The sequence below is a fragment of the Blastococcus sp. SYSU D00669 genome (assembly GCF_054050715.1).
Genome location: NZ_JBJGZV010000023.1, coordinates 1 through 25,285 on the forward strand (window position 1 = coordinate 1; position 25,285 = coordinate 25,285).

The window sequence follows — 25,285 nt, forward strand, 5'->3', positions numbered from 1 at the left end:
CCCCCCCCCCCCCCCCCCCCCCCCCCCCCCCCCCCCCCCCCCCCCCCCCCCCCCCCCCCCCCCCCCCCCCCACCGCGGAGGGGGCCGTCAGCGGTGGCTGCGCTTGTGGCGGTAGAGGTCGGCGTCGGCGCGGGCGAGCACGCTGCCCAGGGTGTCCCCGGGGCGGACGCCGGCTACCCCGACCGACCAGCCGAAGTCGTGGCTGGCGTCGAGCCGCTCGAGGATCTCGGTGGCGCCGGCGGTGTCGGTGCCCGGCAGGCACAGCACGAACTCGTCACCGCCGTAGCGGCCGAGGAGGTCGGCGCGGCGCAGCTGCCCGCTCCACCGGTGCGCCAGGTCGCGCAGCAGCGCGTCCCCGGCGCCGTGCCCCTCGGTGTCGTTGACCTCCTTGAAGGCGTCGAGGTCGAGGATCGCGACGGTGAGCGGCTCGCCGGTGCGGCTGGCGTGGGCCAGGTTGCGCTCGGCCTCCAGCTCCCAGGCGCGCCGGTTGGCCACGCCGGTGAGCGGGTCGGTGGTCGCGGCGGAGCGCAGCGAGGCGGCCAGCCGGGCCAGCACCTCGGTGAGCACGAGGGTGGCGACCACGACCGGCACCCAGGCCGAGGCGAACCCGCCGGGCCGGGCGGCGACCGCGCCGGCGGTCGCGGCCACGACGACCAGCAGCACGTGCACGCGGGCGGGGCCGAGCCGGAAGAACCAGGCGGCGTACGTGCCGAGGGCGATGAGGACGGGACCGAGGCCGACGATGCCCACGGCGGTCGCCGAGCGCCAGGCCAGCAGCCCGATGAGCACGGCCATGCCGGCCGCCAGCACGTGCTGCGCGGCGGGTCCGACGCGCCGGCCGGCCAGCCACACCGCCGTCCCGGTCCCGAGCCCGACGGCGCCGAGCACCCACAGGAGGGTCACCGGGGTGCGCGCGTCCATCGGCCGCGCCGCGCCCGCCAGGCACAGCGCACCGCTGAGCGCGTACAGCAGCGACAGCATCCGCGTCGCCGCCGGTCGACCGGCGTGCATGACATCCCTCCCTCGCCGCGACCATCGGCACGTGGAGGGGGGTGGGTGCAGGACGGCGGCGCCCGTCACCCCCGGGAGGGGGAGACCGGCCGCTCCCACCGCGGGTGGTGCGGGTCAGCACGCGGAAGCCGGCGTGCTCGAGGAAGGCGCGGTAGGCCGCCTCCTCGGGGGCGCGGTAGTCGAGCAGCCGGTCGACGCGCCCAGCCGCAGCCACTCCGCGGCCTCGCCCAGCAGCCACGTGGCCAGCCCGCGGCGCCGGTGGGCCTCGGCGACGTGCAGGTTGCCGACGTCGGCCCAGCCGCGCTGCTGCACGATCCGGCCGGTGTCGCCGCCGCGGTCCTCCACCTCCACGTGGCCGACCTCCGCGCCGTCGAGCAGCCCGGTGAAGCGGGTGCTGTTGACCCCGAGCGTGCGGCGGGTGGTCAGGCCGGGGAGCGGGGGCGCCGGGCGCGGGAGGACGGCGACGTCGGCCAGGTACACGTCCTCGGTGCGGGAGCCGGGCCGGAACCCGGCGTCGCGCAGGATGCGCCGCACGTGCGGCCACTGCTCCGGCAGCCCGTAGAGGCCCGGTGCCGGGAGGGCGCCGTCGGCGTACTGCCGCCGGACCCCGGACCGGGTCAACCACGCGACCGCGGCGGCCGCCAGCGTGTCCCCGGCCCGCGCCGCGTCGGGCCAGAACGGCGCCTCGGGCCAGCAGACCGGCCAGCGGACCTCCCCGGCGTCGCGGTGGCCCTCGCCCACACCGGCGGTGCCGGCGTAGCGCACCAGGTGCGCGGCGGCGACGACCCGCCCGCGCTGCTCGGCGACGAGGGTGTGCCGCTCGGCCACCCAGGGGTCGACGATGAACTCGCCGGGCTCCGACTCGAGCCGGCTGAGCAGGGTGTTGACCGGGACGGCGAGGCCCGGCACCACCGTCGCCACGTGGGCGTTCACCAGGTCTGCCAGTTGATCGCGGTCGGCGCGCCGGAAGGGCCGCACCTCGACGGACGTCATGACCGGCCTCCGGAGGGCATGGGAACCGGGGGAGGCCGCTACCGGTGCGGGACGCCCGGACCCTACTGCGCCGCGGCGCCCTCCGCGATCCGCTTGATCGCGGCGAGCGTCGCCGGGATGCCCTCGTGCGCGGCCCGGGTGCGTTCGGCGATCTGGGCGTCGGCGTCGGCCCCGTAGCGCTCGGCGAACAGCGCGAGCCCGGCGGGCAGGAACTCCCACGACTCGGTCAGCTCGGTGCCCCCCTCGACCGGCCGGAAGGTGTAGCGCCACCGCACCAGGGAGCCGCCGACGACGAAGGCGAACTCGCGGCCGCGGTCGGCGGCCACCACCTGGCTGCGCGTCTCCCAGGTGCGCGCCGGCGTCTCGTTGCGGCCGGTGAACCAGTCGCCGACCCGGCCCGAGGCGCCGTCGTCCCACCAGCACGCGACGCAGACCGGGCTCCACTCGCCGGTGCGGGTCACGTCCGCGACGAGGTCGTAGAGCTCCTCCGGCGGGACGGCGACGACGGTCGATCCCTGGTGCGTCAGGCTGGGCACGCCCGCAGTCTGGCAGGCGGGGCTCAGCCGCCGGTCAGCTCGGTGGGCACGGTGATGACGTCGACCATCGCCCCGCGCCGGTACACGGTCACCGGCAGCGGCTGCCCGATCGCGTCGGCGAACAGCAGCCGCTGCAGGCTCTGCGCCTCGGCCACGGGCCGCCGGCCGGCCTCGAGCACCAGGTCGCCGGACTTCAGCCCCGCCCGGTCGGCCGGGGAGCCGGCCACGACGTCGACGATCCGCAGGCCCAGCCGCCGGCCGGTGCGCTCGGCCAGCTGGGCGGGCAGCGGCGCCGGCGTGCTGACCAGGCCCAGGTACGCCCGGCGCACCCGCCCGTCGGTGATCAGCGAGCCGACGATCCGCCGGGTGGTGTCGTTGATCGGCACCGCGAGGCCCAGGCCCCACCCGGCGACGGCGGTGTTGATGCCGACGACGCGGCTGGCGGAGTCGGCCAGCGCGCCGCCCGAGTTGCCCGGGTTGAGCGCGGCGTCGGTCTGGATGACGTCCTCGACCACGCGCGCGGTGCGGCCGTCGCGGGTGGGCAGCGACCGGCCGAGGCCGCTCACCACGCCCGCGGTCACCGAGCCGGCCAGCCCCAGGGGGTTGCCGACGGCGACCACCAGCTGGCCCACCCGCAGGGAGCCCGCGTCGCCCAGCTCGGCCGGGGGAGGGGTCGCCGTCCGCGCGCGGACGACGGCCAGGTCGGACAGGGGGTCGGCGCCGACGACGTCGACGTCGGCCTCGGTGCCGTCGCTGAACACGGCCCGGCCCCGCTTGGACCGCGCGACCACGTGCGCGTTGGTGAGCAGCAGGCCGTCGGGGGTGAAGACGACGGCCGACCCGGCCCCGGCGCGGCCGTCGGCGCCCGTGACCTGCAGGGCGGCGACGTGCGGCGTGAGGTCGGCGGCGACGGCGGTGACGATGCGGGAGTAGGCGTCCAGGGCCGCTTCGGTCCCGGGCTCGGGCAGGACGCTCATCGGGCGCCCCCTTCCGACGTGATTACGGGATTACACGACCAGTGAACGCCGCCGATCGCGTCCGCGGCACCCGTTCCGCTCCGGGTGAACAGTCACCCGAGCGCGACCCGCAGGAAGCGCTCGATCGCGTCCAGCGTCGGCCGCGTCTCCTCCCCGGTGCCGCGGGGCGACGTCGAGCGCACCACGGCCTCCGGGGTGCCGGGCGAGACGATCTCCTTGTCGTGCCCGACCCCCGGCACGGAGAAGAACGTCACCTCGGCGCCGGCTGCCGCCAACGCCGCGAACAGCAGCTCGCTCTGGTGGTGCGGCACGAGGGCGTCCAGCTGCCCGTGCGCGATGAGGAACGGCGGGGCGTCCGGCCGGGCGTAGGCGCAGGGATCGGCCGCACGGACGTCGTCCGGCCGGGTGCGGATCGGGAAGCCCATCAGCCGCGACTCGGGGGACCTCGGGTCGTCGTGGCACTCGGTGAGCCCCATGAGCTCGTTGAACGACCCGCAGGCACCGGGCAGCATGTGCGCGTCCATCTGCAGGAAGTCGGTCGGCCCGTAGAGGTCGACGACGGCCTGGACCGCGCTGGAGGCGCCGGTCTCCCCGAGCGAGCCCTCCAGGGGGTCGCCGGCCAGGCCGGCCATGGCGGCGGTCCAGCCGCCCGACGAGTCGCCCATGACGGCGAACCGGTCGGGATCGAGACCGTGCTCGCCGGCGTGCGCGCGCAGCCAGCGGATCGCGGCCTTCACGTCGTGCACCTGCGCCGGGAAACGAGCCTGGCCGCTCGACCGGGTGCACACCCCGGCGACCGCGAACCCCGCATCGGTGAACCACGGTGCGAGCTCCGCCGCGTAGCAGGAGCCGGCGTCGTCCAGGAACGCGCTGCCACCCATGGCGATCAGCAGCGGCCAGGGCCCCTCCCCCTCGGGCAGGTGCAGGTCCAGCCGGTGTCCGCGGCTGCCCGGCGGATCGGCCGGTGCGTAGTCGATGCCGGGCAGCACGCGCGGTGACATGGCCGGGATCCTCCCCGATGTCACATCCCGGCGGGGGCGGCCGTCTCCATGTCGCGAACTCATCGAACGGAGGAGGAGACGTGACCACGACGAGGATCCCGCCAGCCGAGGTGACCGGCATCTACGGCGCCCTGGTGACGCGCATGTCCCGCAAGATGCTCGGGCAGGTGCCCGACGCGGTCGGCGTGATGTGGCACAACCGCAAGGTGCTCAACTTCGGCTTCGGCCTCGGCCGCAAGACGCAGAAGTGGGACGCCTGCGACCTGCACCTGAAGTCCTTCGCCCACATGGCGGTCGCCAGCCTCCTCGGCTGCAGCTTCTGCCTCGACCTCGGCTACTTCCAGGCCGCCAACGAGGGCCTCGACCTGGACAAGGCGCGCGAGGTGCCCCGCTGGCGCGTCTCCGACGTGTTCACACCGCTCGAGCGCGACGTGATGGAGTACGCCGAGGCCATGAGCCGGACGCCGATCGAGGTGACCGACGAGCTGTCCGCGCGGCTGCTCGAACAGCTCGGGGCACCGGCGCTGCTGGAGCTGACCGCGTTCATCGCGCTGGCCAACTTCTACACCCGCAGCAACGTCGCCATGGGCATCGAGGCGGCCGGTCTCGCGGCGTCCTGCCAGCTCCGGCCGCTCGCCGAGCGCGTGCCGGCCTGACGAGCGGGCGGAGGGCGCGGCGGCGGCCGCGTCCTCCGCCCGGCGCGCGCTCCCCGTCGGCCCGGCAGCATGATCCCCGCAGGACAGCCGACCTCGACGGAGAGGGCAGCGCATGACGGTCTCGGACGCCACCCGCCGAGCAGCGGCGGAGACGGCCTGGCGCACGCTGCGCCCCGCCCTGGCCGGCGAGGCGCACGCCGCGCTCGGCGCCGAGGGCGACGCCTTCCTCGCCCGCGCCGAGCTGGCCCTGTTCGACGTCCACGAGCCGCTGGCCGTGCTCTACGGCGAGCGGGCCGACGACCTCTTCGCCCGCGCGCTGCGGCTCGCCCTGGCCGCCGCGGCCGAGCGCCCGGCGCCGCTGCGCCGGCTCGACCGGCGGCGCGAGATCGACCCCGGCTGGTTCCAGCGGGCCCGCGTGCAGGGCTACGTCTGCTACGTCGACCGGTTCTGCGGCACCCTGGCCGAGCTGCCGTCGAGGCTCGACCACCTCGCGGAGCTGGGCACCACCTACCTGCACCTCATGCCGCTGCTGCGGCCGCGGGAGGGCGAGAACGACGGCGGCTACGCGGTCGCCGACTACCGCGCCGTCGACCCGCGGCTGGGCACGATGGCCGACCTGGAGGGGGTGGCCACGGCACTGCACGAGCGCGACATGAGCCTGTGCATCGACCTGGTGCTCAACCACACCGCGCGCGAGCACCCGTGGGCGCAGCGCTGGCTGGCCGGCGACCCCGCGTTCGCCGGCTTCTACACCGCCTTCCCCGACCGCGAGCTGCCCGACGCGTACGACGCCACCATCCCGGAGGTCTTCCCCGACCGGGCGCCGGGGTCGTTCAGCTGGGTGCCGGAGGCCTGCGGCGGCGCCGGCGGCTGGGTCTGGACGACGTTCTGGCCCTACCAGTGGGACCTCGACTACACCAACCCCGAGGTCGCCCTGGCGATGCTCGGCGAGATCACCTGGCTGGCCAACCGCGGGATCGACGTCTTCCGCATGGACGCCGTCCCGTTCATGTGGAAGCGGCTGGGCACCACCTGCCAGAACCAGCCCGAGGGCCACACCCTGCTGCAGCTGCTGCACGCCGTCACCCGGCTGGCCGCACCCGGCGTGGTCTTCAAGGCCGAGGCCATCGTGTCCCCCGACGACCTGGTGCCCTACCTCGGCGGGCACGAGCGGTACCGCCCCGAGTGCGAGCTGGCCTACCACAACCAGCTCATGGTGCTGCTGTGGAGCAGCCTGGCCACGCAGGACGCCCGGCTCGCCCGGCAGTCCCTGCGCCGCATGAAGCCGATCCCGCCGGGGACGTCGTGGGTCACCTACGTCCGCGGGCACGACGACATCGGCTGGGCGGTCTCCGACGAGGACGCCGCCGCGGTCGGGGCCGACGGCTTCGCCCACCGGCGCTTCCTCAACGACTTCTACTCCGGCCGCTACCCCGGCTCGTTCGCCCGCGGCGCGCTCTTCCAGGAGAACGAGGCCACCGGCGACGCGCGCATCTCGGGCTCCGCGGCGTCGCTGTGCGGCATCGAGGCGGCGCTGGCGGACGGCGACGAGGACGCGCTGGAGGCCGGGATCCGCCGGCTGGAGCTGCTGTACTCCGTCGCCTACGCCTGGGGCGGGGTCCCGCTGCTCTACATGGGCGACGAGCTGGCCCTGCGCAACGACCGCGGCTACCTGGCCGACCCCGAGCGCGCGCCGGACAACCGCTGGCTGCACCGGCCGCCGATGGACTGGGCCGCCGCCGCGCGCCGGGCCGAGCCCGCGACGCTCGAGGGCCGGGTGTTCGCCCGGATCCGCCGGCTGGGCGAGGTGCGCCGGTCGCTGCTCGCGCTGCGCGGCGGCACGGGGTCGGAGGTGCTCGACGTCGGCAGCGAGGCGGTGCTGGCCTGGCGCCGGAGGCACCCGCGCAGCGGCGTCTTCGTCGGACTGGCCAACTTCTCGCCGGCGCCGCAGCACGTCGACGCCGACACCGTCACCGGCTTCGGCACCTACGTGCCGGTGCTCAGCAGCGACGGCCCGCCCCGGGTGGCGCGCGGCAGGCTCCTGCTGCCGGGCCTCGGCTTCGCCTGGTTCGCCGAACCGTGACCGGCCCGGTCAGCCGGCCCAGCCGAGTTCCTCCAGGGCGTGGCCGGAGTTCCAGATCTTGGTCATCCCGCTGATCCTGCCGCCGTCGAACTCCAGCCCGTAGACGTGGTCGCTGGTCGTGCGCCGCCCCGTCGGCGGCACGGGTCCGCCGTCCCCGGTGTGGGTGCCGGTGAACACCGCGTACACGCAGACGGCGTCCCGCGCCGGGTCCGTGGCGAGCGCCCGGACCTCGTACCGACCGTCCGGGAGCACGGTCAGCAGGCCCTTCATCCACTCCGTGCAGTCCCGCACCGTGCGGGCGTCGGCCAGCGGTGCCGCCTGTGCCGAGAAGCCCGCGTCCGGGTGGCAGTAGCCGCTGCACCCCTCCCAGCCGCGGCCCGTCTCGCAGGCGTCGACGAAGGCCTGGGCCACGTCCGTGATCGTCGCGGTGTCACTGGTCACCGGGATCCCCCTCGCGTCGGCGGTCCCGGCGGTCCCGGCGGTGCCGGGCGGGCCGCCCGGGCGGCGGCCGCGGGACCGTGGAGGAGTCAACGCCCGCCGCGGCGGGCGGGCCACGGCCGAACGGCCGTGCGGCCGCGTGCGGGACGTGGACCCCATCCGGTCCCGATCCGTCCATCTGAGGGGGTGCGCCCGTTCACCCGGAGGCCGTACCGTTCCGGCACGGCAGAGGTTCGTGCCGTCCCCGCGTCCGGTTCCCCCGGCGGCGCCGCCGGACGGCGTCCCGCCCCTCAGTGCAGAGGAGCGCGCGATGGAACGTCCCTCCGGTGCGCCGCTGCCGGTCCCGCCCGATCTCGGCGGCCCCGCGCTCGCGCCCGGGCCGGTGCCGCAGGCCGGCGCCACCTTCGGCGTCGAGGAGGAGTTCCACCTCGTCGACCCGGAGACCCTGGCGCTCGCGCCGGCGCCCGAGCTGTCGGCGTCGGCGATGTCCGGCCGGGCCGGGCGGCACCTGCACGCCGAGATCACCACGACGCAGCTGGAGACCGCGACCGGCGTCTGCGCCTCGATGGACGACCTGCACGCCGAGCTGAGCGCGACCCGCGCGGAGGCGGCGGCCGCGGCGGCCTCGGCCGGGCGGGCGGTCCTCGCCGCGTCCACGCACCCGTTCGGCTCGTGGCGCGACCTCGAGCTCACCGCCGCGCCCCGGTACGAGGCGATGGTGGAGCGGTGGGCGGTGCTCGCGCTGCAGCAGGACATCTGCGGCTGCCACGTGCACGTCGGCGTCCCCGACGTCGACACGGCGGTGGCGGTCATGGACCGCGTCCGCCCGTACCTGCCGGTGCTGCTGGCGATGACCGGGAGCTCGCCGTTCCACGACGGGCAGGACACCGGCTACGACAGCTACCGCACGCAGTGGTGGTCGCGCTGGCCCAACAGCGGCCCGCCCGAGTACCTGGGCGGCGCCGACCGGTTCGCCGAGGTGGTCGCCGGCCTCGTCGCCTCCGGTGTCGTCGAGGACTCCTCCAACCTGTACTGGGACGTGCGCCCCTCCTACCACCTGCCCACGCTCGAGTTCCGCATCGGCGACGTGTGCACCAGGGTCGACGACGCCGTCCTGCACGCCGCCCTGGCCCGCTCGCTGGTGCGGGTGCTGGCCGGCCGCGCGGAGCGGGGCGAGCCCTGTCCCGACGTGCGCCCCGAGCTGCTGCGGGCCGCCCGCTGGCGGGCCGCGCGGCACGGCCTGTGCGGGGAGCTGTTCGACCCGGTGCTCGGCACGCTCGTCGACGCCCGCCTGGCGGTCCGCCGGCTGCTGACCGAGCTGGAGGACGACCTGCGGGCCGCCGGCGAGTGGGAGCAGGTGGGCGAGCTGGTTGGCGGGCTGCTCTCGCGGGGTACGTCGGCGGCGCGGCAGCGGAGGACCTGGCTGCGCACGCGGGATCCCCGCGCGGTCGCGGCGGCCGTCGTGCGGGAGGGGAGCACCGGAGGCGGCTGACGTGGTGGGTGTCCGTGCGCTGGCCGGCCCGGCCGACCTCGACCCGCTGCTGGAGCGCGTCGGCGACGCGCGGGTGGTGGCGATCGGCGAGGCCAGCCACGGCACCCACGAGTACTACGCCTGGCGGGCCGCGCTGACCCGCCGGCTGGTCGCCGAGCGCGGGTTCGGCCTCGTCGCCGTCGAGGGCGACTGGCCCGACTGCTACCGGGTGAACCGGAGCGTGCGCGCGCGGCCCGGCGCCGCCGACGACCCGCACGACGAGCTCGACGCCTTCACCCGGTGGCCGACCTGGATGTGGGCCAACGACGAGGTCGTCGACTTCTGCCGGTGGCTGCGGGCGTTCAACGCCGGCCGCCCCGACGACGACCGGGTCGGCTTCTACGGGCTCGACGTCTACAGCCTCTGGGACTCCATGCACGAGCTCGTCGGGTGGCTGCGCGAGCACGAGCCCGGTTCGGTGGAGACCGCGGTCCGCGCGCTCCGCTGCTTCGAACCGTTCGGCGAGGACGGCGCGGAGTACGCCTTCGCCAGCCGGGTCGCGCCGTCGACGTGCGAGCAGGCGGTCGTCGACCTGCTGCGCCACCTGTGCGAGGAGCGCGGGCGGGCCGGGTCGGCGACCGATGCCGAGGGCCGGTTCGCCGCCGAGCAGAACGCCGCGGTCGTCGTCGACGCCGAGCGCTACTACCGGGCCATGGTCCGCGGCTCTGCCGAGTCGTGGAACGTCCGCGACGTGCACATGGCCGACGCCCTCGACCGGCTCCTCGAGCACACCGCCGGCAAGGCGGTCGTCTGGGAGCACAACACGCACATCGGCGACGCCCGCCACACCGACATGGCCGCCGCCGGGATGGTCAACCTCGGCCAGCTGCTCCGCGAGCGGCACGGCCGGGACCGGGTGGTGCTCGTCGGCGCGGGCGGCCACCGCGGGGGAGTGGTCGCCGCCGAGGCGTGGGGCGCGCAGATGCAGCGCATGCCGGTGCCGCCGGCCCGCGCCGGCAGCCTCGAGGCCCTGCTGCACGAGGAGGTCGGCCGCGACGCGCTGCTCGTCTGGGACGGCGGCCACCGGCCCGCCTGGCTGGACCGGCGGCTGGACCACCGCGCCATCGGCGTCGTCTACCGGCCGGAGCGGGAGCGCTGGGGCAACTACGTGCCCACCGTGCTCGGCGAGCGCTACGACGCCTTCCTCTGGTTCGAGGACACGCGCCCGCTGCAGCCGCTGCACCTGGAGCGGGCCGACGAGCACGTGCCGCCGCTGGCGCACGCGACGTGACCGGCGCCGCCCCGCGCCGGGCCGCCGACGGCCGGCTGGACGCCCGCCCGACGGCGGCGGAGCCGCGGCGGCCGCTCGGCGCCGGCCTGCACGAGCTGGACCTCGGACCGGGCGTGGAGGCGGTGCTCGCCGTCCCACCGGGGGAGCCCGCGCCGCGGCCGCTGCTGGTGTTCTTCCACGGGGCCGGCGGCACGGCCGCGCAGGGCCTCGCCGCGCTCGGTGGCGTCGCCGGGGAGCGCGGCGTCCTGGTGCTCGCGCCCACGTCCGCCGCCGGCACGTGGGACCTGCTCACCGGCGGCTGGGGTCGCGACGTCGCCGCGCTCGACGCGGCGCTCGACGCCGTGGACGACGCCTGCGCCGTCGCCCGCGTCGCCTTCGCCGGCTTCTCCGACGGCGCCTCGTACGCCCTCTCGCTGGGCCTCGGCAACGGCGACCTCGTCGAGGCGGTGCTCGCGTTCTCGCCCGGGTTCGTCGCGCCGTCGGCGGTGCGCGGGCGGCCGCGCGTGTGGATCTCGCACGGCACGGGCGACCGGGTGCTGCCCGTCGAGGTCTGCGGCCGGCGGGTCGCGCGGGCGCTGCGCGACGAGGGCTACGACGTCACCTACGAGGAGTTCGACGGCGGGCACGTGGTGCCGCCCGACCTCGTGCGCCGGGCCCTCGCCTGGTGGCCGGCCGGCGGAACCTGACGGGGAGCCGGGGACGTTGCCCGGGCACGCGGGCTGCCGGCCGGGCAGCTCCCGCCCACGACAGGAGTGCAGCGATGGCCTTCCGCAACCTCATGGCCCGCCTCGGCGCCGGCGGCGCCGACGTCGAGACGGTGCTCGACTCCGCCGACACCACGCCCGGGGGCACCGTGTCGGGGACGGCGACGGTGACCGGCGGCAAGCTGGCGCAGGACGTCGACGAGATCCGGGTCGAGCTGGTCGCCACCGTCGAGGTCGAGGGGCAGGACGGCGAGTGGCGGGAGGACGTCGTCTTCGGCGCCGGCGCCATCGCCGGGGCGACGCGCATCGAGCCGGGGGAGCGCCGCAGCGTCCCGTTCCGCTTCGCCGTCCCGCTGCAGTGCCCGTTCACCACCCTGGACGGCTGGCACCTGCGGGGCATGAAGGTCGGCCTGCGCACCCGCGTGGACATCTCCGGCGCCGTCGACCCCGGCGACCTCGACGCCATCGCCGTCCACCCGCTGCCGGTGCAGCGCACCGTGCTGCAGGCGCTGGGTCAGCGCGGCTTCCGGTTCGTCGGCGCCGACGTGGAGAAGGGCCGGCTGCGCGGCAGCGACCTGCCCTTCTACCAGGAGGTCGAGTTCGCCCCGCCGCCCGACCTGCGCGGTCGCGTCAACGAGCTCGAGGTGACCTTCCTGGCCGACCCGCAGGGCGTCGAGGTGGTGCTCGAGGTCGACCGCCGCGGTGGGCTGCTCACCGACGGGTACGACGCCGCCGGACGGCTGTACCTCCCGCACCACACCGACCTGGCGGCGGCCGCCGCGCAGCTCGACGACGCCGTCCGCCGGCTCGGCGCCCGGCGCGGCTGGCTCTAGGGGCGGCGGGGTCCTCGTTCAGGCCGTGCGCCGCCCGGTGAGGTCGCCGCGGACCTCGTCGCCGTCGGTGAGCCCGCCGGTCTTCGACTGCTCGAAGCCGGGGCCGAGGTGCTCCAGGGCCAGCCGCCCGTAGACCTGCTGCTGGGTGGCGACGCGCTGCGAGCGGCCGCGGCCGAGGAAGCTCACCGCCCAGTGCAGCACGGTGGTGACCCGGCTCTTGAAGCCCACGATGTAGAAGAGGTGGACGACCAGCCACAGGACCCAGGCGATGAAGCCCTGGAACTTGAAGTTGCCGATGTCGGCGACCGCGGAGAACCGGGAGATCGTCGCCATCGAGCCCTTGTCGAAGTAGTGGAAGGGCTTGGCGGGGGCCTTGCCGGCGATCCGCCGCTTGATGGCGTCGGCGGCGTACTTGCCGCCCTGGATCGCCACCTGCGCGACGCCCGGCAGCTTGTCCAGGCTCATCATGTCGCCGACCACGTGCACCTCGGGGTGCCCGGGCAGCGTGAGGTCGGGCAGGACCGACACCCGGCCGGCCCGGTCGATGTCGGCGCCGGACTGCTCGGCCAGCTGCCGGCCCAGCGAGGAGGCCTGCACTCCCGCGGCCCAGATCTTGGTGGCCGCGTTGATCCGGCGGACCTGGCCGTCGGCGTCCTTGACCTCGATGCCGTTCTCGTCGACGTTGGTCACCATCGCGCCGAGCTGGACCTCGACGCCGATGTCGTTGAGCTGCCGGCGGGCGCGGCCGCCGAGCCGCTCGCCGAACGAGGGCAGCACCATGGGCGCGGCGTCGAGCAGGATGATCCGCGACGTCGTCGGGTCGATGTTGCGGAAGTCCTTGCGCAGCGTGCGGTGGGCGAGCTCGGCGATCTGGCCGGCCATCTCCACACCGGTGGGGCCGGCGCCGACGACGACGAAGGTCATCAGCCGGTCGATCTCGGCCTGGTCGGTGGCCAGCTCGGCGAGCTCGAAGGCGCCGAAGATGCGCCCGCGCAGCTCGAGGGCGTCGTCGATGCTCTTCATGCCCGGGGCGAACTCGGCGAACTGGTCGTTGCCGAAGTACGACTGCCCGGCGCCGGCGGCGACGATCAGCTCGTCGTAGGGGTGCACGGTCGTGCGGCCCAGCACGGTCGAGGTGACCGTGCGGCCGGCCAGGTCGATGTCGGTGACCTCGCCGAGCACCACCCGGGCGTTCTGCTGCCGACGCAGGATCTCCCGCGTGGCCGGGGCGATCTCGCCCTCCGACAGGATACCCGTGGCCACCTGGTAGAGCAGCGGCTGGAACAGGTGGTGGGCGGTCTTGCCGATGATCGTGACGTCGACATCAGCGCGCTTGAGCGCCTGCGCGGCGAACAGCCCCCCGAAGCCGGTCCCCACGATGACCACGCGCGGCCGGCCGGTCGCGGAGCCGCTGCCTGTCTGAACGCCCGCTGGTGATGTCGTCATGATGAATCAGTCTCCCACTCCGGGGGTCTCCGGCCACGACGGGCCCGAGGCGATCCGGGACACAGTCTCCCTGCCCACCGGTCGCTCAGGCCAATCGAGTCTTTCCGCACAGGTCAACGCCGGGTAGGGGGCCGTTATGCCGCCGGAAGGGCCCCGCGCCGTCCTCGTCCCGGGCCTCGGACTCGACGCCCGCTCGTGGGCGCGGGTGCGCCGGCGCGTGCCCGCCGACGTCGTCCCGCTGCCCGGGATGGGGCGGCGCGAGCCGGTGCCCCCGGTCGACGCGCTCGCCGCGGTGCTGCGCGCCCGGCTGGGCGAGGGGCCGGTGGTGCTGGTCGGGCACTCGCAGGGCTGCCAGGTGGTCGCCGCGGCGGCGGACGACGCACGGGTCGTGGCCGTCGTGCTGCTCGGGCCGACCACCGACCCGCGGCTGCGCTCGCCGGGGGGGCTGGCCGGGCGCTGGCTGGCGACGGCGCTGCGCGAGCCGCCGTGGCAGTACCCGCTCGTGCTGGCCCAGTGGCTGCGCACCGGGCCGCGGGCGATGGCGGCGCTGTGGCGCTCGGCCGCGCCGGACCGCACCGACCTCCGGCTGCGCCGCGTGCGCGTGCCGGTCACCGTGGTCCGCGGCACGCGGGACGCGCTGTGCCCCGCGGAGTGGGCCCGCACCGTGGCGACCGCGGCGCCGCGCGGACGGCTGGTGGAGCTGGCCGGGGCCGCGCACATGACGCCGCTGACCCGCCCCGACGCGGTCGCCGGCCTCCTCCGGTCGGCGGAGGAAGCGCCACCCGCTCGGGTCGCGCCGGGCGGCTGACCGCCCGGCGGGGGCGCCCCGACGTGCCACTATGACGCCGTGGGGTCCACCTCTGCTTCGGCCGGCGCGCTGCTGCGGCACGTGCGGACCGGCCGCGCCCGCAGCCGGGCGGACCTCGTCGCGCTCACCGGCGCCTCGCGGAACACGGTCAGCGCGCGGGTCGACCAGCTCATCGCGGCCAACCTCCTGGAGGAGGGCGGCCGGGGCTGGAGCACCGGCGGCCGCCCGCCGACGATCCTGCGCTTCAACAGCCGCGCCGGCTGCGTGCTCGCCGTCGACCTCGGCGTCACCAGCGTCGACGTCGCCGTCACCGACCTGTCCGCGCAGATCCTCGCCACCGCCGGGCACCCGATCGACATCGCCGAGGGCCCCGGCCCGGTGCTCGCCGAGGCCGACCGGCTGGCGCAGAAGGTGCTCGCCGAGGCGGGGTTGACGCCGGACGACGTCCGCGCGGTCGGCGTCGGGGTGCCCGGGCCGGTGGAGTTCTCGACCGGGCGGCCGTCGCACCCGCCGATCATGCCCGGCTGGCACGACTTCCCGATCCCGGGCGCCTTCGGCCGCTACGAGTGCCCGGTCTACGTCGACAACGACGTCAACGTGATGGCGCTGGGCGAGATGGGCGTCGCCGGGTCGCTGCAGGACGTGCTCGTCGTGAAGGTCGGCACCGGCATCGGCTGCGGCGTGATCGTCGAGGGGCGGGTCTACCGCGGCGCCCAGGGCAGCGCGGGCGACATCGGGCACATCTACGTCTCCCAGCCCGACGGCCGCACCGTCACCTGCCGGTGCGGCAACGAGAACTGCCTCGAGGCGTTCGCCGGCGGCGGGGCGCTGCTGCGCGACGCGCTGGCGGCCGGGCTGCCGGTGACCAGCACGCGCGACGTCGTCGAGCTCGCGGTGCACGGCGACGGCGCGGCCCTCGAGCTGGTGCGCGAAGCCGGCCGGACGATCGGCACGGTCCTGGCCGCGCTGGTCAACTTCTTCAACCCGCACCGCATCGTGATGACCGGCGGCGTGGCCCAGGCAGGCCTGCCGCTCCTGGCCGGCATCCGCGAGACCGTCTACCGGCGCTCGATGCCGCTGGCCGCGCGGTCGCTGGAGATCACCGTCAGCGACGCCCCCGACCGCTCCGGCCGGGTCGGTGCCGCCCTCATGGCGATCGAGGGGTTCCTCGACGAGGCCGCCGTCCACCAGGCCCTCGCCGCCCGCTGAACCGGGCCGCCTAGGCTGCGTGACGGCGGTCACCTTTCATCTCAGTTCGGTGAACACCGCCCTGTGGCCTTGACCACCCCTCTGCACCCCCTTATGTTCTCCGCCGAGCCGACTAATGGTCAACGCTGAGCAGAAGTCCGGGGGTGGATCGGTGGACGAGGCGTCCCGAGCGGGTGCACCGCTGCTGGAGATGCACGGGATCGTGAAGGCGTTCCCGGGTGTGCGCGCGCTGGACGGCGTGGACCTCGACGTCCGCGCCGGCGAGGTGCACTGCCTGCTCGGCCAGAACGGCGCGGGCAAGTCGACGCTGATCAAGGTGCTGGCCGGGGCCCACCAGCCCGACGCCGGGCAGATCACGTGGCGCGGCGAGCACGTGCGGCTGGGCAACCCGCAGGCGGCGATGAGCCTCGGGATCGCGACGATCTACCAGGAGCTCGACCTGGTCTCCGGCCTCACCGTGGCCGACAACGTCTTCCTGGGCCGGGAGCGCTCGCGGTTCGGCCTCTCGCGCCCGGCGCAGGCCAACCGGGAGGCCGCCGAGCTGCTCACGCGGCTCGGCCACCCCGAGATCCGCCCGACCGCCGAGGTCGGCTCCCTGCCGGCGGCCGCCCAGCAGGTGGTCAGCATGGCGCGGGCGCTGTCGCAGAACGCGCAGCTGATCATCATGGACGAGCCGTCGGCCGTGCTGGACAACGAGGAGGTCCAGCGGCTGTTCAGGGTCATCCGCGACCTCACCGCCCACGACGTCGCCGTCGTCTACATCTCCCACCGGCTGGAGGAGATCCGCGCGATCGGCGACCGGATCACCGTCCTCAAGGACGGCCGGACGGTCGCCACCGGCCTGCCGGTCCGCGAGACCCCCACCCGCCAGGTCATCACGCTGATGACCGGCCGTGACATCGAGTACGTCTTCCCCGAGCGGCGGACCGACGTGGCGGCCGACCAGGCGCCGGTGCTCGAGGTGGAGGGCCTGTCGCTGACCGGGCACTTCGCCGACGTCTCGTTCACCGTCCGCCCCGGCGAGATCGTCGGCCTGGCCGGCCTGGTCGGCTCGGGCCGGTCGGAGATCCTGGAGACCGTCTACGGCGCCCGCCGGGCCAGCGCCGGCTCGGTCCGGGTCGCCGGCAAGCGGCTGCGGTCGGGGGACGTCGGCTCGGCGGTGGCCGCCGGCATCGGCCTGGCGCCGGAGGAGCGCAAGAGCCAGGCGCTGCTGCTCGGCGAGGCGGTCTACCGCAACATCAGCATCTCGAGCCTGGCGCGCTTCGCCCGCACCGGCTTCCTCGCCCGCGGCGCCGAGCGGGCCGCGGCCCGCGAGCAGGTGACCGCGCTGGAGGTCCGGCCTGCCGACGTCGAGCGCGAGGTGCGCACCCTCTCCGGCGGCAACCAGCAGAAGGTCGTCCTGGCCCGCTGGCTGCTGCGCGACTGCAAGGTGCTGCTGCTCGACGAGCCCACCCGCGGCGTCGACGTCGGCGCGCGGTCGGAGATCTACGCCCTGATCCGCACCCTCGCCGACCGCGGGGTGGCGGTCGTCGTGGTCTCCAGCGAGATCCCCGAGGTCCTCGGTCTGGCCGACCGGGTCCTCGTCGTCTCGGACGGCGCCGTCGTGGCCGAACGGCCGGCCGGCGCCCTCGACGAGCACGCGGTGCTCGACATGGTCATGGAGGGGACGGTCGACGTCCCCGCAGGTACCCGGCACGGAGGGGACGCAGCATGAGCGCGCCGACCAGCACGACCACGGGTGGGTCGACCACCGCGACGGGCCCGAGCCGCGGCCCGGGGCTGATGGCCGGCCCGTTCGGCCGGCTGCTCGGCCTCGTCGTCGCCCTCGTGATCCTCTGCGTCGTCGGCGTCATCACCGCCGGCGACCGGTTCGCCGACGTCGACAACGTGCTCACGATCCTGCGGCTGGCCGCGGTCATCGGCGTGGTCAGCGTGGGCATGACCTTCGTGATCATCGGCGGCGGCATCGACCTGTCGGTGGGCGCCATCGTGGCGCTGTCCTCGGTCTGGGCCACCACGCTGGCCACGCAGACCATGGCCGAGGACTTCCACTGGATCGTCATGGTCTTCACCGCGATCGCGGTGGGCGCCGGCTGCGGGTTGGTCAACGGCGTGGTCATCGCGTACGGCAAGCTCGCCGCGTTCATCGCGACGCTGGCCATGCTGGCCGCCGCCCGCGGCCTGGCCGAGATCCTGAGCAACCGGCGCACGCAGATCGTCCGCGACGAGGACTTCCTCGACTTCTTCAACGCCAGCGTGCTCGGCGTCCCGGCCCTGGTGATCATCTTCGCCCTGGTCGCGGCGATCGGCTGGGTGCTGCTCAACCGGACCACCTTCGGCCGGCGCACCTTCGCCGTCGGCGGCAACGCCGAGGCCGCCCGCCTGGCCGGCATCCGGGTGCAGCGGCACACCGTCTGGCTCTACGTGCTCTCCGGCGTCACCTGCGGCATCGCCGCGGTCATGCTCATGGCCCGGACGACGACCGGCAGCTCCACCCACGGCACGCTCTACGAGCTCGACGCGATCGCCGCCGTCGTCATCGGCGGGACGCTGCTCATCGGCGGCCGCGGCACGATCGTCGGCACCGTCCTGGGCGTGCTGCTCTTCACCACGCTGGGCAACGTCTTCACCCTGAACAACCTGTCCAGCTCCGCCCAGAACGTCGCCCGCGGCGTGATCATCGTGCTCGCCGTCCTGCTGCAGCAGCGGCTGGCCAGCCGCGAGGGCCGGCTGCGGTCCGCGCGCGCCCCCGGTGGACCCGGCGGCGTCGTCTCCGGGGGATCGGCCGCCCCGCCGGCCGCCCCCACCACCCCCACGACCTGACCCGGCGCGGAGTCCCGCGCCCGGTCGGCACGACCCCGGTGGACCACCCGGTCCACCGGACCAGGACCGGCTCTGCGTCGCAGAGCCCGTTCAACCGAGGAGAGATCGATGTCTGCAGTGCGGCAGCGCCGGTTCCGGCGCCTGATGCCCACGGCCGTGGGCCTGATCGCAGCCGGCGCGCTCGTGGCCGGCTGCACCAGCAACACCCCCGAGGAGGAGTCCGGGGACGGCGGCGGCTCCAACGCCGCCAGCTCGAACGACGAGGAGGGCGAGACCGTCACCATCGGTTTCTCGGCCCCCGCCGCCGACCACGGCTGGATGGCCGGCATCACCGAGGCCGCCCGCGCCGCGGCCGAGGAGTACGGCGACGTCGAGCTGCAGGTCGCCGAGGGCACCAACGACGTCAGCACGCAGATCAGCCAGGTCGAGACCTTCATCAACGAGGGCGTCGACGTGATCGTGCTGCTGCCGTTCGACGGCGACGCGATGACCCCGGTCGCGCTGCAGGCGATGGAGGCCGGCATCCCGGTCATCAACGTCGACCGCGAGTTCAACAGCCCGTTCGCCGCCCGCGCCACGATCCTCGGCGACAACTACGGCATGGGCGTCTCCGCCGGCACGTACATCTGCGAGCAGGTGGGCGACAACCCCGACGCGATCGTCGCCGAGATCGCCGGCATCGACTCGCTGCCGCTGACCCAGGACCGCAGCCAGGGCTTCGCCGACGCGCTGTCCGACTGCGGTCTCGAGGTGAGCAACCGGGTGGCGGCGGACTTCACCGTCGAGGGCGGCGAGGAGGCCGCGGCGAACCTGCTCCAGGCCGCGCCGCAGATCGACGCGCTGTGGAACCACGACGACGACCAGGGCGTCGGCGTCCTGGCCGCCATCGAGGCCGCCGGCCGCGACGAGTTCATCATGGTCGGCGGCGCCGGCTCGGCGAACGCGATGCGGGAGATCCAGTCCGGTGACTCCGTGCTGCAGGCGACCGTCATCTACCCGCACACGCAGGCCGCCGACGGCATCCGCCTGGCCCGCCTGATCGCCCAGGAGAAGTCGCTGTCCGACCTCATCTCCCCGGAGGTCCCGCGCACGATCGTGCTGAACGCCCCCGTCGTCACGGCGGAGAACGTCGACCAGTACATCGACCGCGCCTTCGAGTCCTGACCCACCCAGCGGTGCCGCCGGGGAGCTCCCGCTCCCCGGCGGCACCGCACCTCCCGGGAGACCCGCACATGCCCCCCACCCTCGGTGTCGGCCTGATCGGCTACGCCTTCATGGGCGCCGCGCACTCGCAGGCCTGGCGCACCGCCCCGCACTTCTTCGACCTCCCGCTGCAGCCGGAGCTGCGCGTGCTCGTCGGCCGCGACAAGGCCCGGCTCGAGGACGCCGCCGCCCGCCTCGGCTGGCAGGAGACCGAGACCGACTGGCGCCGGTTGCTCGAGCGCGACGACGTCGACCTCGTCGACGTCTGCACGCCCGGCGACACGCACGCCGAGATCGCCATCGCGGCGCTCGAGGCCGGCAAGCACGTGCTCTGCGAGAAGCCGCTGGCCAACACCGTGGCCGAGGGCGAGGCGATGGCCGAGGCCGCCGCCCGCGCCGCGGCCCGCGGCGTCCGCTCCATGGTCGGCTTCACCTACCGCCGGGTGCCGGCGATCGGCCTGGCCCGGCAGCTGGTCGCGGAGGGCCGGCTCGGCGAGATCCGGCACGTGCGCGCGCAGTACCTGCAGGACTGGATCGCCGACCCGTCGGCGCCGATGTCGTGGCGGCTGGAGAAGGACAAGGCCGGCTCCGGCGCGCTCGGCGACATCGGGGCGCACATCATCGACCTGGCGCAGTACATCACCGGCCAGGCGATCACCGGGGTCAGCGGCATGCTGGAGACGTTCGTCAAGGAGCGGCCGCTGGCCGCCGCCGGCGGCGCGCTCTCCGGCGTCGGCGGCGAGGGCGTCGGCCAGGTCACGGTCGACGACGCCGCCGCGTTCCTGGCGCGCTTCGACGGCGGCGCCTTCGGCGTCTTCGAGGCCACCCGGTTCGCCACCGGCCGCAAGAACGCCATCCGGATCGAGATCAACGGCTCGGAAGGCAGCGTCGCGTTCGACTTCGAGGACATGAACGTCCTGCACTTCCTCGACGCGACCGGGCCGGCCGCGACCGCCGGGTTCCGGCGCATCGTCGTCACCGAGCCCGACCACCCCTACGTCGCCGCCTGGTGGCCGGCCGGGCACGGCCTGGGGTACGAGCACGGCTTCACCCACCAGGTCGTCGACCTGCTGACCGCCATCGCCGCGGGCGAGGACCCCACGCCGTCGTTCGCCGACGGGCTGCAGGTGCAGCGGGTGCTCGCGGCGGTGGAGCGCAGCGCCGCCGACCACTCGACCTTCACCGCGATCTGAGGGAGTTCCGCATGCCCCGTCCCATCACGCTGTTCACCGGCCAGTGGGCCGACCTGCCGTTCGAGGAGGTGGCCCGGCTCGCCTCCGAGTGGGGCTACGACGGCCTGGAGATCGCCTGCTGGGGCGACCACCTCGACGTCGAGCGCGCCGCGAACGACGACGCCTACGTGCAGGAGCGCCTCGCGCTGCTGGACAAGTACGGCCTCAAGGTGTGGGCCATCTCCAACCACCTCAACGGCCAGGCGGTCTGCGACGACCCGATCGACGAGCGGCACCGCGACATCGTCAACAAGCGCGTCTGGGGCGACGGCGACCCCGAGGGCGTGCGCCGGCGGGCCGCCGAGGAGATGAAGCTGACCGCCCGCGCGGCGGCCAAGCTCGGGGTGAAGACCGTCGTCGGGTTCACCGGGTCGAAGATCTGGAAGACCGTGGCGATGTTCCCGCCGGTGCCCGAGTCGATGGTCGAGGACGGCTACGCCGACTTCGCCGCCCGCTGGAACCCGATCCTCGACGTCTTCGACGAGGTCGGCGTCCGGTTCGCGCACGAGGTGCACCCGTCGGAGATCGCCTACGACTACTGGACGACGGTCCGCACCATGGAGGCCATCGGCCACCGCGAGGCGTTCGGCCTCAACTGGGACCCGAGCCACTTCGTCTGGCAGGACCTGGACCCGGTCTCGTTCATCTGGGACTTCAAGGACCGGATCTACCACGTCGACTGCAAGGACGCGAAGCGCCAGGTGGGCAACGGCCGCAACGGCCGCATGGGCTCCCACCTGCCGTGGGCCGACCCGCGGCGCGGCTGGGACTTCGTCTCCACCGGCCACGGCGACGTCCCGTGGGAGGCGTGCTTCCGGATGCTCAACACGATCGGCTACGACGGGCCGATCTCGGTGGAGTGGGAGGACGCCGGCATGGACCGGCTCGTCGGCGCCCCCGAGGCGCTGGCGTTCGTCCGGCGGCTGGCCTTCGACCCGCCGGCGGCCGCCTTCGACGCCGCCTTCTCCAGCGGCAACTAGGAGCATCGCGCCCCTGATGTGCCGAGATCGCGTGATCTCGGCACGTCAGGGGCGCTGAGCTGCCGAGATCACGCGATCTCGGCAGAAGTCGGGCGCCGGCGTCAGGTGCGTCGGCGGCGGGCGGCGACCACGGCCAGCACCGCCAGGACGACGAAGCCCGCCGCCTCCACCCAGAACGACTCCCACCACAGCTCCGCCGCCGTCGACTCCTTGAAGCCGAACAGGCCGACGGTCGTGGAGACGATCAGCGCCCCGAGCGTGCCCAGGCACAGCAGCGCCCCGAGCACCGCCGCGACCGGCAGCCAGCGCAGCGGGGTGACCAGGACCAGCAGCGCACCGCCGATCCCCAGGACGACGCTGGCGAGGAACGACGGGCCGATGACGTCGATCGAGTCGTAGCCCTGCTGCCACAGGTACCAGTGGATCCAGGCCAGCCCGACCAGGGCGGCGGCGCCGAGCAGGCGCAGCACCCAGATCAGGGCCCCGGACCCGGTGCGGGCCGGTGCGGTCGCCGTGGTCATCGCGGACACCTCTTCCTGGTCAGGAGACGGTGACGTCGACCTCCATGCCCATCTGCCGGTGGTTGCCGATGGAGCAGTAGAAGGCGTACGAGCCGGGCTCGAGGGTGACGGTGAAGGTGCTGGACTCGCCAGGGCCGATCTGCTCGCTGGCCGCGACGTCGGAGCCGTCGCGCTCGACGACGAGGTCGTGGGTGGCGTCCCCGTTGTTGGTCAGCGTGATCTCGTACTCGCCGGCGGCCAGCTGGGTGCTGTCCATCTCGAAGTCGAAGTCGACCGAGCTCACGGCCAGGGCCTGGGTCTCCGCCGGGGCGCTCGAGCTGGTCTCGGCGGCGCTGGTCTCGGCGGGCGCGCTGGACGTGGCGCTGCTGCTGCTGGTCGTGGTCGTACCCGAGGCGGCGTCGCCGCCCTCGTCGTCGCCGCCCCCGCACGCGGTGAGGGCGCCGAGCGCGACGGCGAGCACCACGGCGGCGGAACGTCGGCGGGCATGGAACACGGTGCCTCCTCACGGACCGGCGGCCGGCGCCCCGGACGGCGCGCGATCCCGCTGGCCAGATACTGCAACCTTGTAGGAACTCCCGGAACCCTCCGCTGCCTGTGAAGACCGTGTGAGTCCTCCGGGTGCGGGCGACTCTGCCCGGTTCCGCAACCGGGGACCAGACCTTCGCGCGCGCTAGGCGCTCGCCCCGAGCGCCGTCACCGCACGGCACCACCCCGCCACCAGGTCGAGCACCTCCGCGTCGACCGGCTCGCGCAGCTCACGGCGGTAGGCGGAGAGCGACGGCGCCCCGGGCTGCCGGCGCAGGGTGTGCGTCAGGTCGGGGACGCGGTGCACGGTGACCGGGCCGGGCACGGTCGCGGCGACGACGTCGAGGTCTGCGGGGTCGACCTGCAGGTCCTTGGCGCCGGTCACCGCCAGCACCGGGACGGTGATGCGACGGAGGTCGGCGCGCGGGTCGTGGTCGAGGAACTCGCGGGTCCACCGGGCGTTGAGCCGCGCCCCGTCGATGCGGGCGACGTCGGTGGTGGTCGCGCGGATCTTCTCGTGGTTGCGCGCGACCCTCGCCTCCAGATCGGTGCGCAGCAGCCGCAGCAGCCCGCGGACCGGCGCGGGCAGCGTGGGCGCGATCTGCCTCGCCTGCCAGCGCAGCAGCTCGTCGCCGGGGGTGGCCGACGACGACAGCAGGACGACGCCGGCGACCGGTGCCCCGCGGGCGGCCAGGGCCGCGGCGAGCAGCGCACCCTCGCTGTGGCCGGCGAGCAGCAGGCGGCCGGGGTCGACCTCCGGGCGGGCGGCGAGCGCGTCGAGGACCTCGCCGAGGTCGTCGACGTTCTGCAGCAGGCCGACGCGGCGCCAGTCGCCGGGGCTCTCGCCGACGCCGCGCTTGTCGTAGCGCAGCGAGGCCAGCCCCGCGTCGGCGAGGGCGTGCGCCAGCTGGCGGGCGACGTCGAACCGGGCCCGCTTGTGGTTGCTGTCGCGGTCGAGCGGCCCCGAGCCCGAGGCGATCAGGACCGCCGGCACCGGACCGGGCGCCTCGGGGAGCGCGAGGGTGCCGGCCAGGCCGCCGGGGGTGACGAGGCGGATCTCGCGCACGTCAGCCGCCGAGCTCGGCGGCGAGCGCCGCGGCGTCGTCCGCCCCGATGAGCAGGGTGTCGTAGCGCTGGCCGGAGAGGTCGACCCGGACGGCGGGCTGGTGCCGCCGGATGCTGACCAGCGTGCGGGTGCCCCGCCGGCGCCAGGTGCCGATCTTGCGGACACCGGGCACCCCCAGGCCGGGCGCGCGCAGGCCCCGCAGGTCGGCGAGGGGGTCGGTCACGAGAGCGACGCCGGTGACCGCGCTGCGGGGGACCTCGAGGTCTCGTACGAGGCCGCCCAGCTTCTCGGCGGGGGTGAAGGAGACGCGGACGGTGTCAGCGGTGCGTTGCAGGGTGGCCATGCCTCGATTATTCTCATCGCTGCGACCGATGTCAAACATGAGAACGGTGGAGTCGGATGGTGACCGCGGACCTGCTCCTGCACCCCGTCCGGCTGCGCGTCGTCCAGACGTTCCTCGGCGGCCGGACGCTGACCACGGCCGACCTGCGGGCCGAGCTGTCCGACGTGCCCGCGGCCACGCTGTACCGGCACGTCGGCGTCCTCGCCGAGGCCGGCGTGCTGGAGGTGGTGGGCGAGCGCCGGGTCCGCGGCGCCACCGAGCGCAGCTACCGGCTGGTGGACCGGGCGGCGTCACCGAGTGCCGCCGAGCTCGCCTCCCTGTCCGGGGAGGAGCACCGGAACGCGTTCGGCACCTTCGTCGCCGGTGTCCTCGCGGACTTCGACCGCTACCTCGACGGCGCCGGTGAGCCTCCCGACCTCGCGGGTGACGGCGTCGGCTACCGCACGGTCGCCCTGTGGCAGACCGACGAGGAGTTCTCCTCGTTCGTGCTCGCGCTGCGCGCCCTGCTGCTGGAGCGGATGGCGGCCGGCCCGGGGGAGGGCCGGCGCCGCCGGATCGTGCACGTCGTCCAACTGCCCGGCAGCTGACCTCAGGACGTGCGCGCGGCCTTGCGGGCCTCGCGGCGGCCGGCCTTCTCGGCCCGGCGCGCCCGCTTCTCGGCCTTGCGCACCGAGACGCTCGGCCCGCTGAGCCCGCGCAGCACGATCGACAGGCCGATGCCGGCGAGCCAGGCGTCCTTGGCCAGCGCCAGCCCCTCCTGGGTCGGTGCCAGGCTGCCCTCCTTACGCATGCCGGGCGTGCGCAGGTAGAGCCCGAGCAGACCTCCGGAGAAGGCGGTCAGCGCCGTGCCGGCCACGACGGTCGGCACGAACGGCGTCAGCAGGGCGGCCCCGAGCACGATCTCGGTGGTCGAGAGGTACTTCAGGAACTGCTGCGGCGGCACCGATCCGAGGAACGGGTACGTGCCGACGGCGAAGCCGTGCATGCCGGCGGCGGTCGCCTCGTCGGCGCCGCGCTTGCCGAGGCCGCTGTTGAGGATGAACGCGCCGGCCGAGACGCGGGCCGGGATCTCGGAGAGGGTGATGGGCAGGGCCATGCGCGGACAGTGCCCACCACCCGGCCGGTCAACCGCCCG

At 75.0% G+C, this 25,285-nt stretch carries 26 protein-coding genes; 14 read left to right on the top strand and 12 right to left on the bottom strand.

Annotated elements, in window-relative coordinates; all coding sequences use genetic code 11:
* Positions 1-87: 87 nt before the first annotated feature.
* The 5 genes from ACI8AF_RS16625 to ACI8AF_RS16645 form a co-directional block, all read right to left on the bottom strand.
* Positions 88-1,011: a GGDEF domain-containing protein gene (locus ACI8AF_RS16625; protein WP_456540843.1), complete on the bottom strand. Its 924-nt coding sequence runs from the start codon at positions 1,009-1,011 to the stop codon at positions 88-90.
* A gap of 114 nt (positions 1,012-1,125) precedes the next feature.
* The gene (locus ACI8AF_RS16630) at positions 1,126-2,004 is read right to left on the bottom strand and encodes a GNAT family N-acetyltransferase (protein ID WP_456540844.1); all 879 of its coding nucleotides are present in this window, start codon (positions 2,002-2,004) and stop codon (positions 1,126-1,128) included.
* A 62-nt stretch (positions 2,005-2,066) separates the two neighbouring features.
* Positions 2,067-2,540 (bottom strand): SRPBCC family protein, encoded by a 474-nt coding sequence (locus ACI8AF_RS16635; RefSeq protein WP_456540845.1) that lies wholly within the window; start codon positions 2,538-2,540, stop codon positions 2,067-2,069.
* 23 nt (positions 2,541-2,563) lie between these two features.
* Positions 2,564-3,517 (bottom strand): S1C family serine protease, encoded by a 954-nt coding sequence (locus ACI8AF_RS16640; protein WP_456540846.1) that lies wholly within the window; start codon positions 3,515-3,517, stop codon positions 2,564-2,566.
* A 92-nt stretch (positions 3,518-3,609) separates the two neighbouring features.
* Positions 3,610-4,518, bottom strand: a complete 909-nt coding sequence (locus ACI8AF_RS16645; protein WP_456540847.1) for an alpha/beta hydrolase fold domain-containing protein — start codon at positions 4,516-4,518, stop codon at positions 3,610-3,612.
* 80 nt (positions 4,519-4,598) lie between these two features.
* Between ACI8AF_RS16645 and ACI8AF_RS16650 the strand changes: the two genes are divergently transcribed.
* Together ACI8AF_RS16650 and ACI8AF_RS16655 are read left to right on the top strand one after the other, a co-directional pair.
* Positions 4,599-5,174 (top strand): carboxymuconolactone decarboxylase family protein, encoded by a 576-nt coding sequence (locus tag ACI8AF_RS16650; protein WP_456540848.1) that lies wholly within the window; start codon positions 4,599-4,601, stop codon positions 5,172-5,174.
* A 112-nt stretch (positions 5,175-5,286) separates the two neighbouring features.
* Complete coding sequence (locus ACI8AF_RS16655) at positions 5,287-7,257, top strand: amylosucrase (RefSeq protein ID WP_456540849.1); 1,971 nt, start codon at positions 5,287-5,289, stop codon at positions 7,255-7,257.
* 9 nt (positions 7,258-7,266) lie between these two features.
* On the opposite strand, the gene ACI8AF_RS16660 is transcribed toward ACI8AF_RS16655, so the two are convergent.
* Positions 7,267-7,698: an ester cyclase gene (locus tag ACI8AF_RS16660; protein WP_456540850.1), complete on the bottom strand. Its 432-nt coding sequence runs from the start codon at positions 7,696-7,698 to the stop codon at positions 7,267-7,269.
* 307 nt (positions 7,699-8,005) lie between these two features.
* Here ACI8AF_RS16660 and ACI8AF_RS16665 point away from each other — a divergent pair, with 307 nt between their 5' ends.
* From ACI8AF_RS16665 to ACI8AF_RS16680, 4 genes are all read left to right on the top strand, one after another.
* Entirely contained in the window at positions 8,006-9,187 is a 1,182-nt protein-coding gene (locus ACI8AF_RS16665; protein WP_456540851.1) for a carboxylate-amine ligase, read from the top strand.
* Position 9,188: 1 nt separating this feature from the next.
* The gene (locus tag ACI8AF_RS16670; RefSeq protein WP_456540852.1) at positions 9,189-10,457 is read left to right on the top strand and encodes an erythromycin esterase family protein; all 1,269 of its coding nucleotides are present in this window, start codon (positions 9,189-9,191) and stop codon (positions 10,455-10,457) included.
* The gene (locus ACI8AF_RS16675; RefSeq protein ID WP_456540853.1) at positions 10,454-11,143 is read left to right on the top strand and encodes an alpha/beta hydrolase; all 690 of its coding nucleotides are present in this window, start codon (positions 10,454-10,456) and stop codon (positions 11,141-11,143) included. Before ACI8AF_RS16670 ends, ACI8AF_RS16675 begins: the two co-directional genes overlap by 4 nt.
* Positions 11,144-11,217: 74 nt before the next feature.
* The gene (locus tag ACI8AF_RS16680) at positions 11,218-11,994 is read left to right on the top strand and encodes a sporulation protein (RefSeq protein ID WP_456540854.1); all 777 of its coding nucleotides are present in this window, start codon (positions 11,218-11,220) and stop codon (positions 11,992-11,994) included.
* Between the two features lie 18 nt (positions 11,995-12,012).
* Here ACI8AF_RS16680 and ACI8AF_RS16685 read toward each other — a convergent pair whose 3' ends face one another.
* Entirely contained in the window at positions 12,013-13,440 is a 1,428-nt protein-coding gene (locus tag ACI8AF_RS16685) for an NAD(P)/FAD-dependent oxidoreductase (protein ID WP_456540855.1), read from the bottom strand.
* Positions 13,441-13,576: 136 nt separating this feature from the next.
* On the opposite strand from ACI8AF_RS16685, the gene ACI8AF_RS16690 reads away from it, so the two are divergent.
* From ACI8AF_RS16690 to ACI8AF_RS16720, 7 genes are all read left to right on the top strand, one after another.
* Complete coding sequence (locus tag ACI8AF_RS16690; RefSeq protein WP_456540856.1) at positions 13,577-14,248, top strand: alpha/beta fold hydrolase; 672 nt, start codon at positions 13,577-13,579, stop codon at positions 14,246-14,248.
* 39 nt (positions 14,249-14,287) lie between these two features.
* Positions 14,288-15,457: an ROK family protein gene (locus ACI8AF_RS16695; RefSeq protein ID WP_456540857.1), complete on the top strand. Its 1,170-nt coding sequence runs from the start codon at positions 14,288-14,290 to the stop codon at positions 15,455-15,457.
* 151 nt (positions 15,458-15,608) lie between these two features.
* A complete protein-coding gene (locus ACI8AF_RS16700) occupies positions 15,609-17,171 on the top strand; it encodes a sugar ABC transporter ATP-binding protein (RefSeq protein WP_456540858.1) in 1,563 nt (520 codons plus the stop codon).
* The gene (locus tag ACI8AF_RS16705) at positions 17,168-18,280 is read left to right on the top strand and encodes an ABC transporter permease (RefSeq protein WP_456540859.1); all 1,113 of its coding nucleotides are present in this window, start codon (positions 17,168-17,170) and stop codon (positions 18,278-18,280) included. Before ACI8AF_RS16700 ends, ACI8AF_RS16705 begins: the two co-directional genes overlap by 4 nt.
* Before the next feature lie 108 nt (positions 18,281-18,388).
* Positions 18,389-19,444: a substrate-binding domain-containing protein gene (locus ACI8AF_RS16710; RefSeq protein ID WP_456540860.1), complete on the top strand. Its 1,056-nt coding sequence runs from the start codon at positions 18,389-18,391 to the stop codon at positions 19,442-19,444.
* A 68-nt stretch (positions 19,445-19,512) separates the two neighbouring features.
* Positions 19,513-20,676, top strand: coding sequence for a Gfo/Idh/MocA family protein (locus tag ACI8AF_RS16715; protein WP_456540861.1), 1,164 nt, complete (start codon positions 19,513-19,515; stop codon positions 20,674-20,676).
* An 11-nt stretch (positions 20,677-20,687) separates the two neighbouring features.
* Complete coding sequence (locus ACI8AF_RS16720) at positions 20,688-21,695, top strand: sugar phosphate isomerase/epimerase family protein (protein ID WP_456540862.1); 1,008 nt, start codon at positions 20,688-20,690, stop codon at positions 21,693-21,695.
* Between the two features lie 101 nt (positions 21,696-21,796).
* On the opposite strand, the gene ACI8AF_RS16725 is transcribed toward ACI8AF_RS16720, so the two are convergent.
* The 4 genes from ACI8AF_RS16725 to ACI8AF_RS16740 form a co-directional block, all read right to left on the bottom strand.
* On the bottom strand, positions 21,797-22,216 hold the full coding sequence (locus tag ACI8AF_RS16725; protein WP_456540863.1) for a hypothetical protein: 420 nt from the start codon (positions 22,214-22,216) through the stop codon (positions 21,797-21,799).
* 19 nt (positions 22,217-22,235) lie between these two features.
* A complete protein-coding gene (locus ACI8AF_RS16730) occupies positions 22,236-22,709 on the bottom strand; it encodes a cupredoxin domain-containing protein (RefSeq protein WP_456540864.1) in 474 nt (157 codons plus the stop codon).
* Between the two features lie 177 nt (positions 22,710-22,886).
* The gene (locus tag ACI8AF_RS16735) at positions 22,887-23,807 is read right to left on the bottom strand and encodes an alpha/beta hydrolase family protein (protein ID WP_456540865.1); all 921 of its coding nucleotides are present in this window, start codon (positions 23,805-23,807) and stop codon (positions 22,887-22,889) included.
* A gap of 1 nt (position 23,808) precedes the next feature.
* The gene (locus ACI8AF_RS16740) at positions 23,809-24,150 is read right to left on the bottom strand and encodes a hypothetical protein (protein WP_456540866.1); all 342 of its coding nucleotides are present in this window, start codon (positions 24,148-24,150) and stop codon (positions 23,809-23,811) included.
* A 56-nt stretch (positions 24,151-24,206) separates the two neighbouring features.
* Here ACI8AF_RS16740 and ACI8AF_RS16745 point away from each other — a divergent pair, with 56 nt between their 5' ends.
* On the top strand, positions 24,207-24,737 hold the full coding sequence (locus ACI8AF_RS16745; RefSeq protein ID WP_456540867.1) for a helix-turn-helix domain-containing protein: 531 nt from the start codon (positions 24,207-24,209) through the stop codon (positions 24,735-24,737).
* A 2-nt stretch (positions 24,738-24,739) separates the two neighbouring features.
* On the opposite strand, the gene ACI8AF_RS16750 is transcribed toward ACI8AF_RS16745, so the two are convergent.
* The gene (locus ACI8AF_RS16750) at positions 24,740-25,246 is read right to left on the bottom strand and encodes a hypothetical protein (protein WP_456540868.1); all 507 of its coding nucleotides are present in this window, start codon (positions 25,244-25,246) and stop codon (positions 24,740-24,742) included.
* Positions 25,247-25,285: the final 39 nt, after the last annotated feature.

Excerpts from the sequence above, each read along its gene's own strand:
- ACI8AF_RS16625 (WP_456540843.1), bottom strand. The coding sequence starts at position 1,011 with ATGCACGCCGGTCGACCGGCGGCGACGCGGATGCTGTCGCTGCTGTAC.
- ACI8AF_RS16630 (WP_456540844.1), bottom strand. The coding sequence starts at position 2,004 with ATGACGTCCGTCGAGGTGCGGCCCTTCCGGCGCGCCGACCGCGATCAA.
- ACI8AF_RS16640 (WP_456540846.1), bottom strand. The coding sequence starts at position 3,517 with ATGAGCGTCCTGCCCGAGCCCGGGACCGAAGCGGCCCTGGACGCCTAC.
- ACI8AF_RS16645 (WP_456540847.1), bottom strand. The coding sequence starts at position 4,518 with ATGTCACCGCGCGTGCTGCCCGGCATCGACTACGCACCGGCCGATCCG.
- ACI8AF_RS16655 (WP_456540849.1), top strand. The coding sequence starts at position 5,287 with ATGACGGTCTCGGACGCCACCCGCCGAGCAGCGGCGGAGACGGCCTGG.
- ACI8AF_RS16665 (WP_456540851.1), top strand. The coding sequence starts at position 8,006 with ATGGAACGTCCCTCCGGTGCGCCGCTGCCGGTCCCGCCCGATCTCGGC.
- ACI8AF_RS16680 (WP_456540854.1), top strand. The coding sequence starts at position 11,218 with ATGGCCTTCCGCAACCTCATGGCCCGCCTCGGCGCCGGCGGCGCCGAC.
- ACI8AF_RS16685 (WP_456540855.1), bottom strand. The coding sequence starts at position 13,440 with ATGACGACATCACCAGCGGGCGTTCAGACAGGCAGCGGCTCCGCGACC.
- ACI8AF_RS16690 (WP_456540856.1), top strand. The coding sequence starts at position 13,577 with ATGCCGCCGGAAGGGCCCCGCGCCGTCCTCGTCCCGGGCCTCGGACTC.
- ACI8AF_RS16705 (WP_456540859.1), top strand. The coding sequence starts at position 17,168 with ATGAGCGCGCCGACCAGCACGACCACGGGTGGGTCGACCACCGCGACG.
- ACI8AF_RS16710 (WP_456540860.1), top strand. The coding sequence starts at position 18,389 with ATGTCTGCAGTGCGGCAGCGCCGGTTCCGGCGCCTGATGCCCACGGCC.
- ACI8AF_RS16715 (WP_456540861.1), top strand. The coding sequence starts at position 19,513 with ATGCCCCCCACCCTCGGTGTCGGCCTGATCGGCTACGCCTTCATGGGC.
- ACI8AF_RS16720 (WP_456540862.1), top strand. The coding sequence starts at position 20,688 with ATGCCCCGTCCCATCACGCTGTTCACCGGCCAGTGGGCCGACCTGCCG.
- ACI8AF_RS16725 (WP_456540863.1), bottom strand. The coding sequence starts at position 22,216 with ATGACCACGGCGACCGCACCGGCCCGCACCGGGTCCGGGGCCCTGATC.
- ACI8AF_RS16740 (WP_456540866.1), bottom strand. The coding sequence starts at position 24,150 with ATGGCCACCCTGCAACGCACCGCTGACACCGTCCGCGTCTCCTTCACC.
- ACI8AF_RS16745 (WP_456540867.1), top strand. The coding sequence starts at position 24,207 with ATGGTGACCGCGGACCTGCTCCTGCACCCCGTCCGGCTGCGCGTCGTC.
- ACI8AF_RS16750 (WP_456540868.1), bottom strand. The coding sequence starts at position 25,246 with ATGGCCCTGCCCATCACCCTCTCCGAGATCCCGGCCCGCGTCTCGGCC.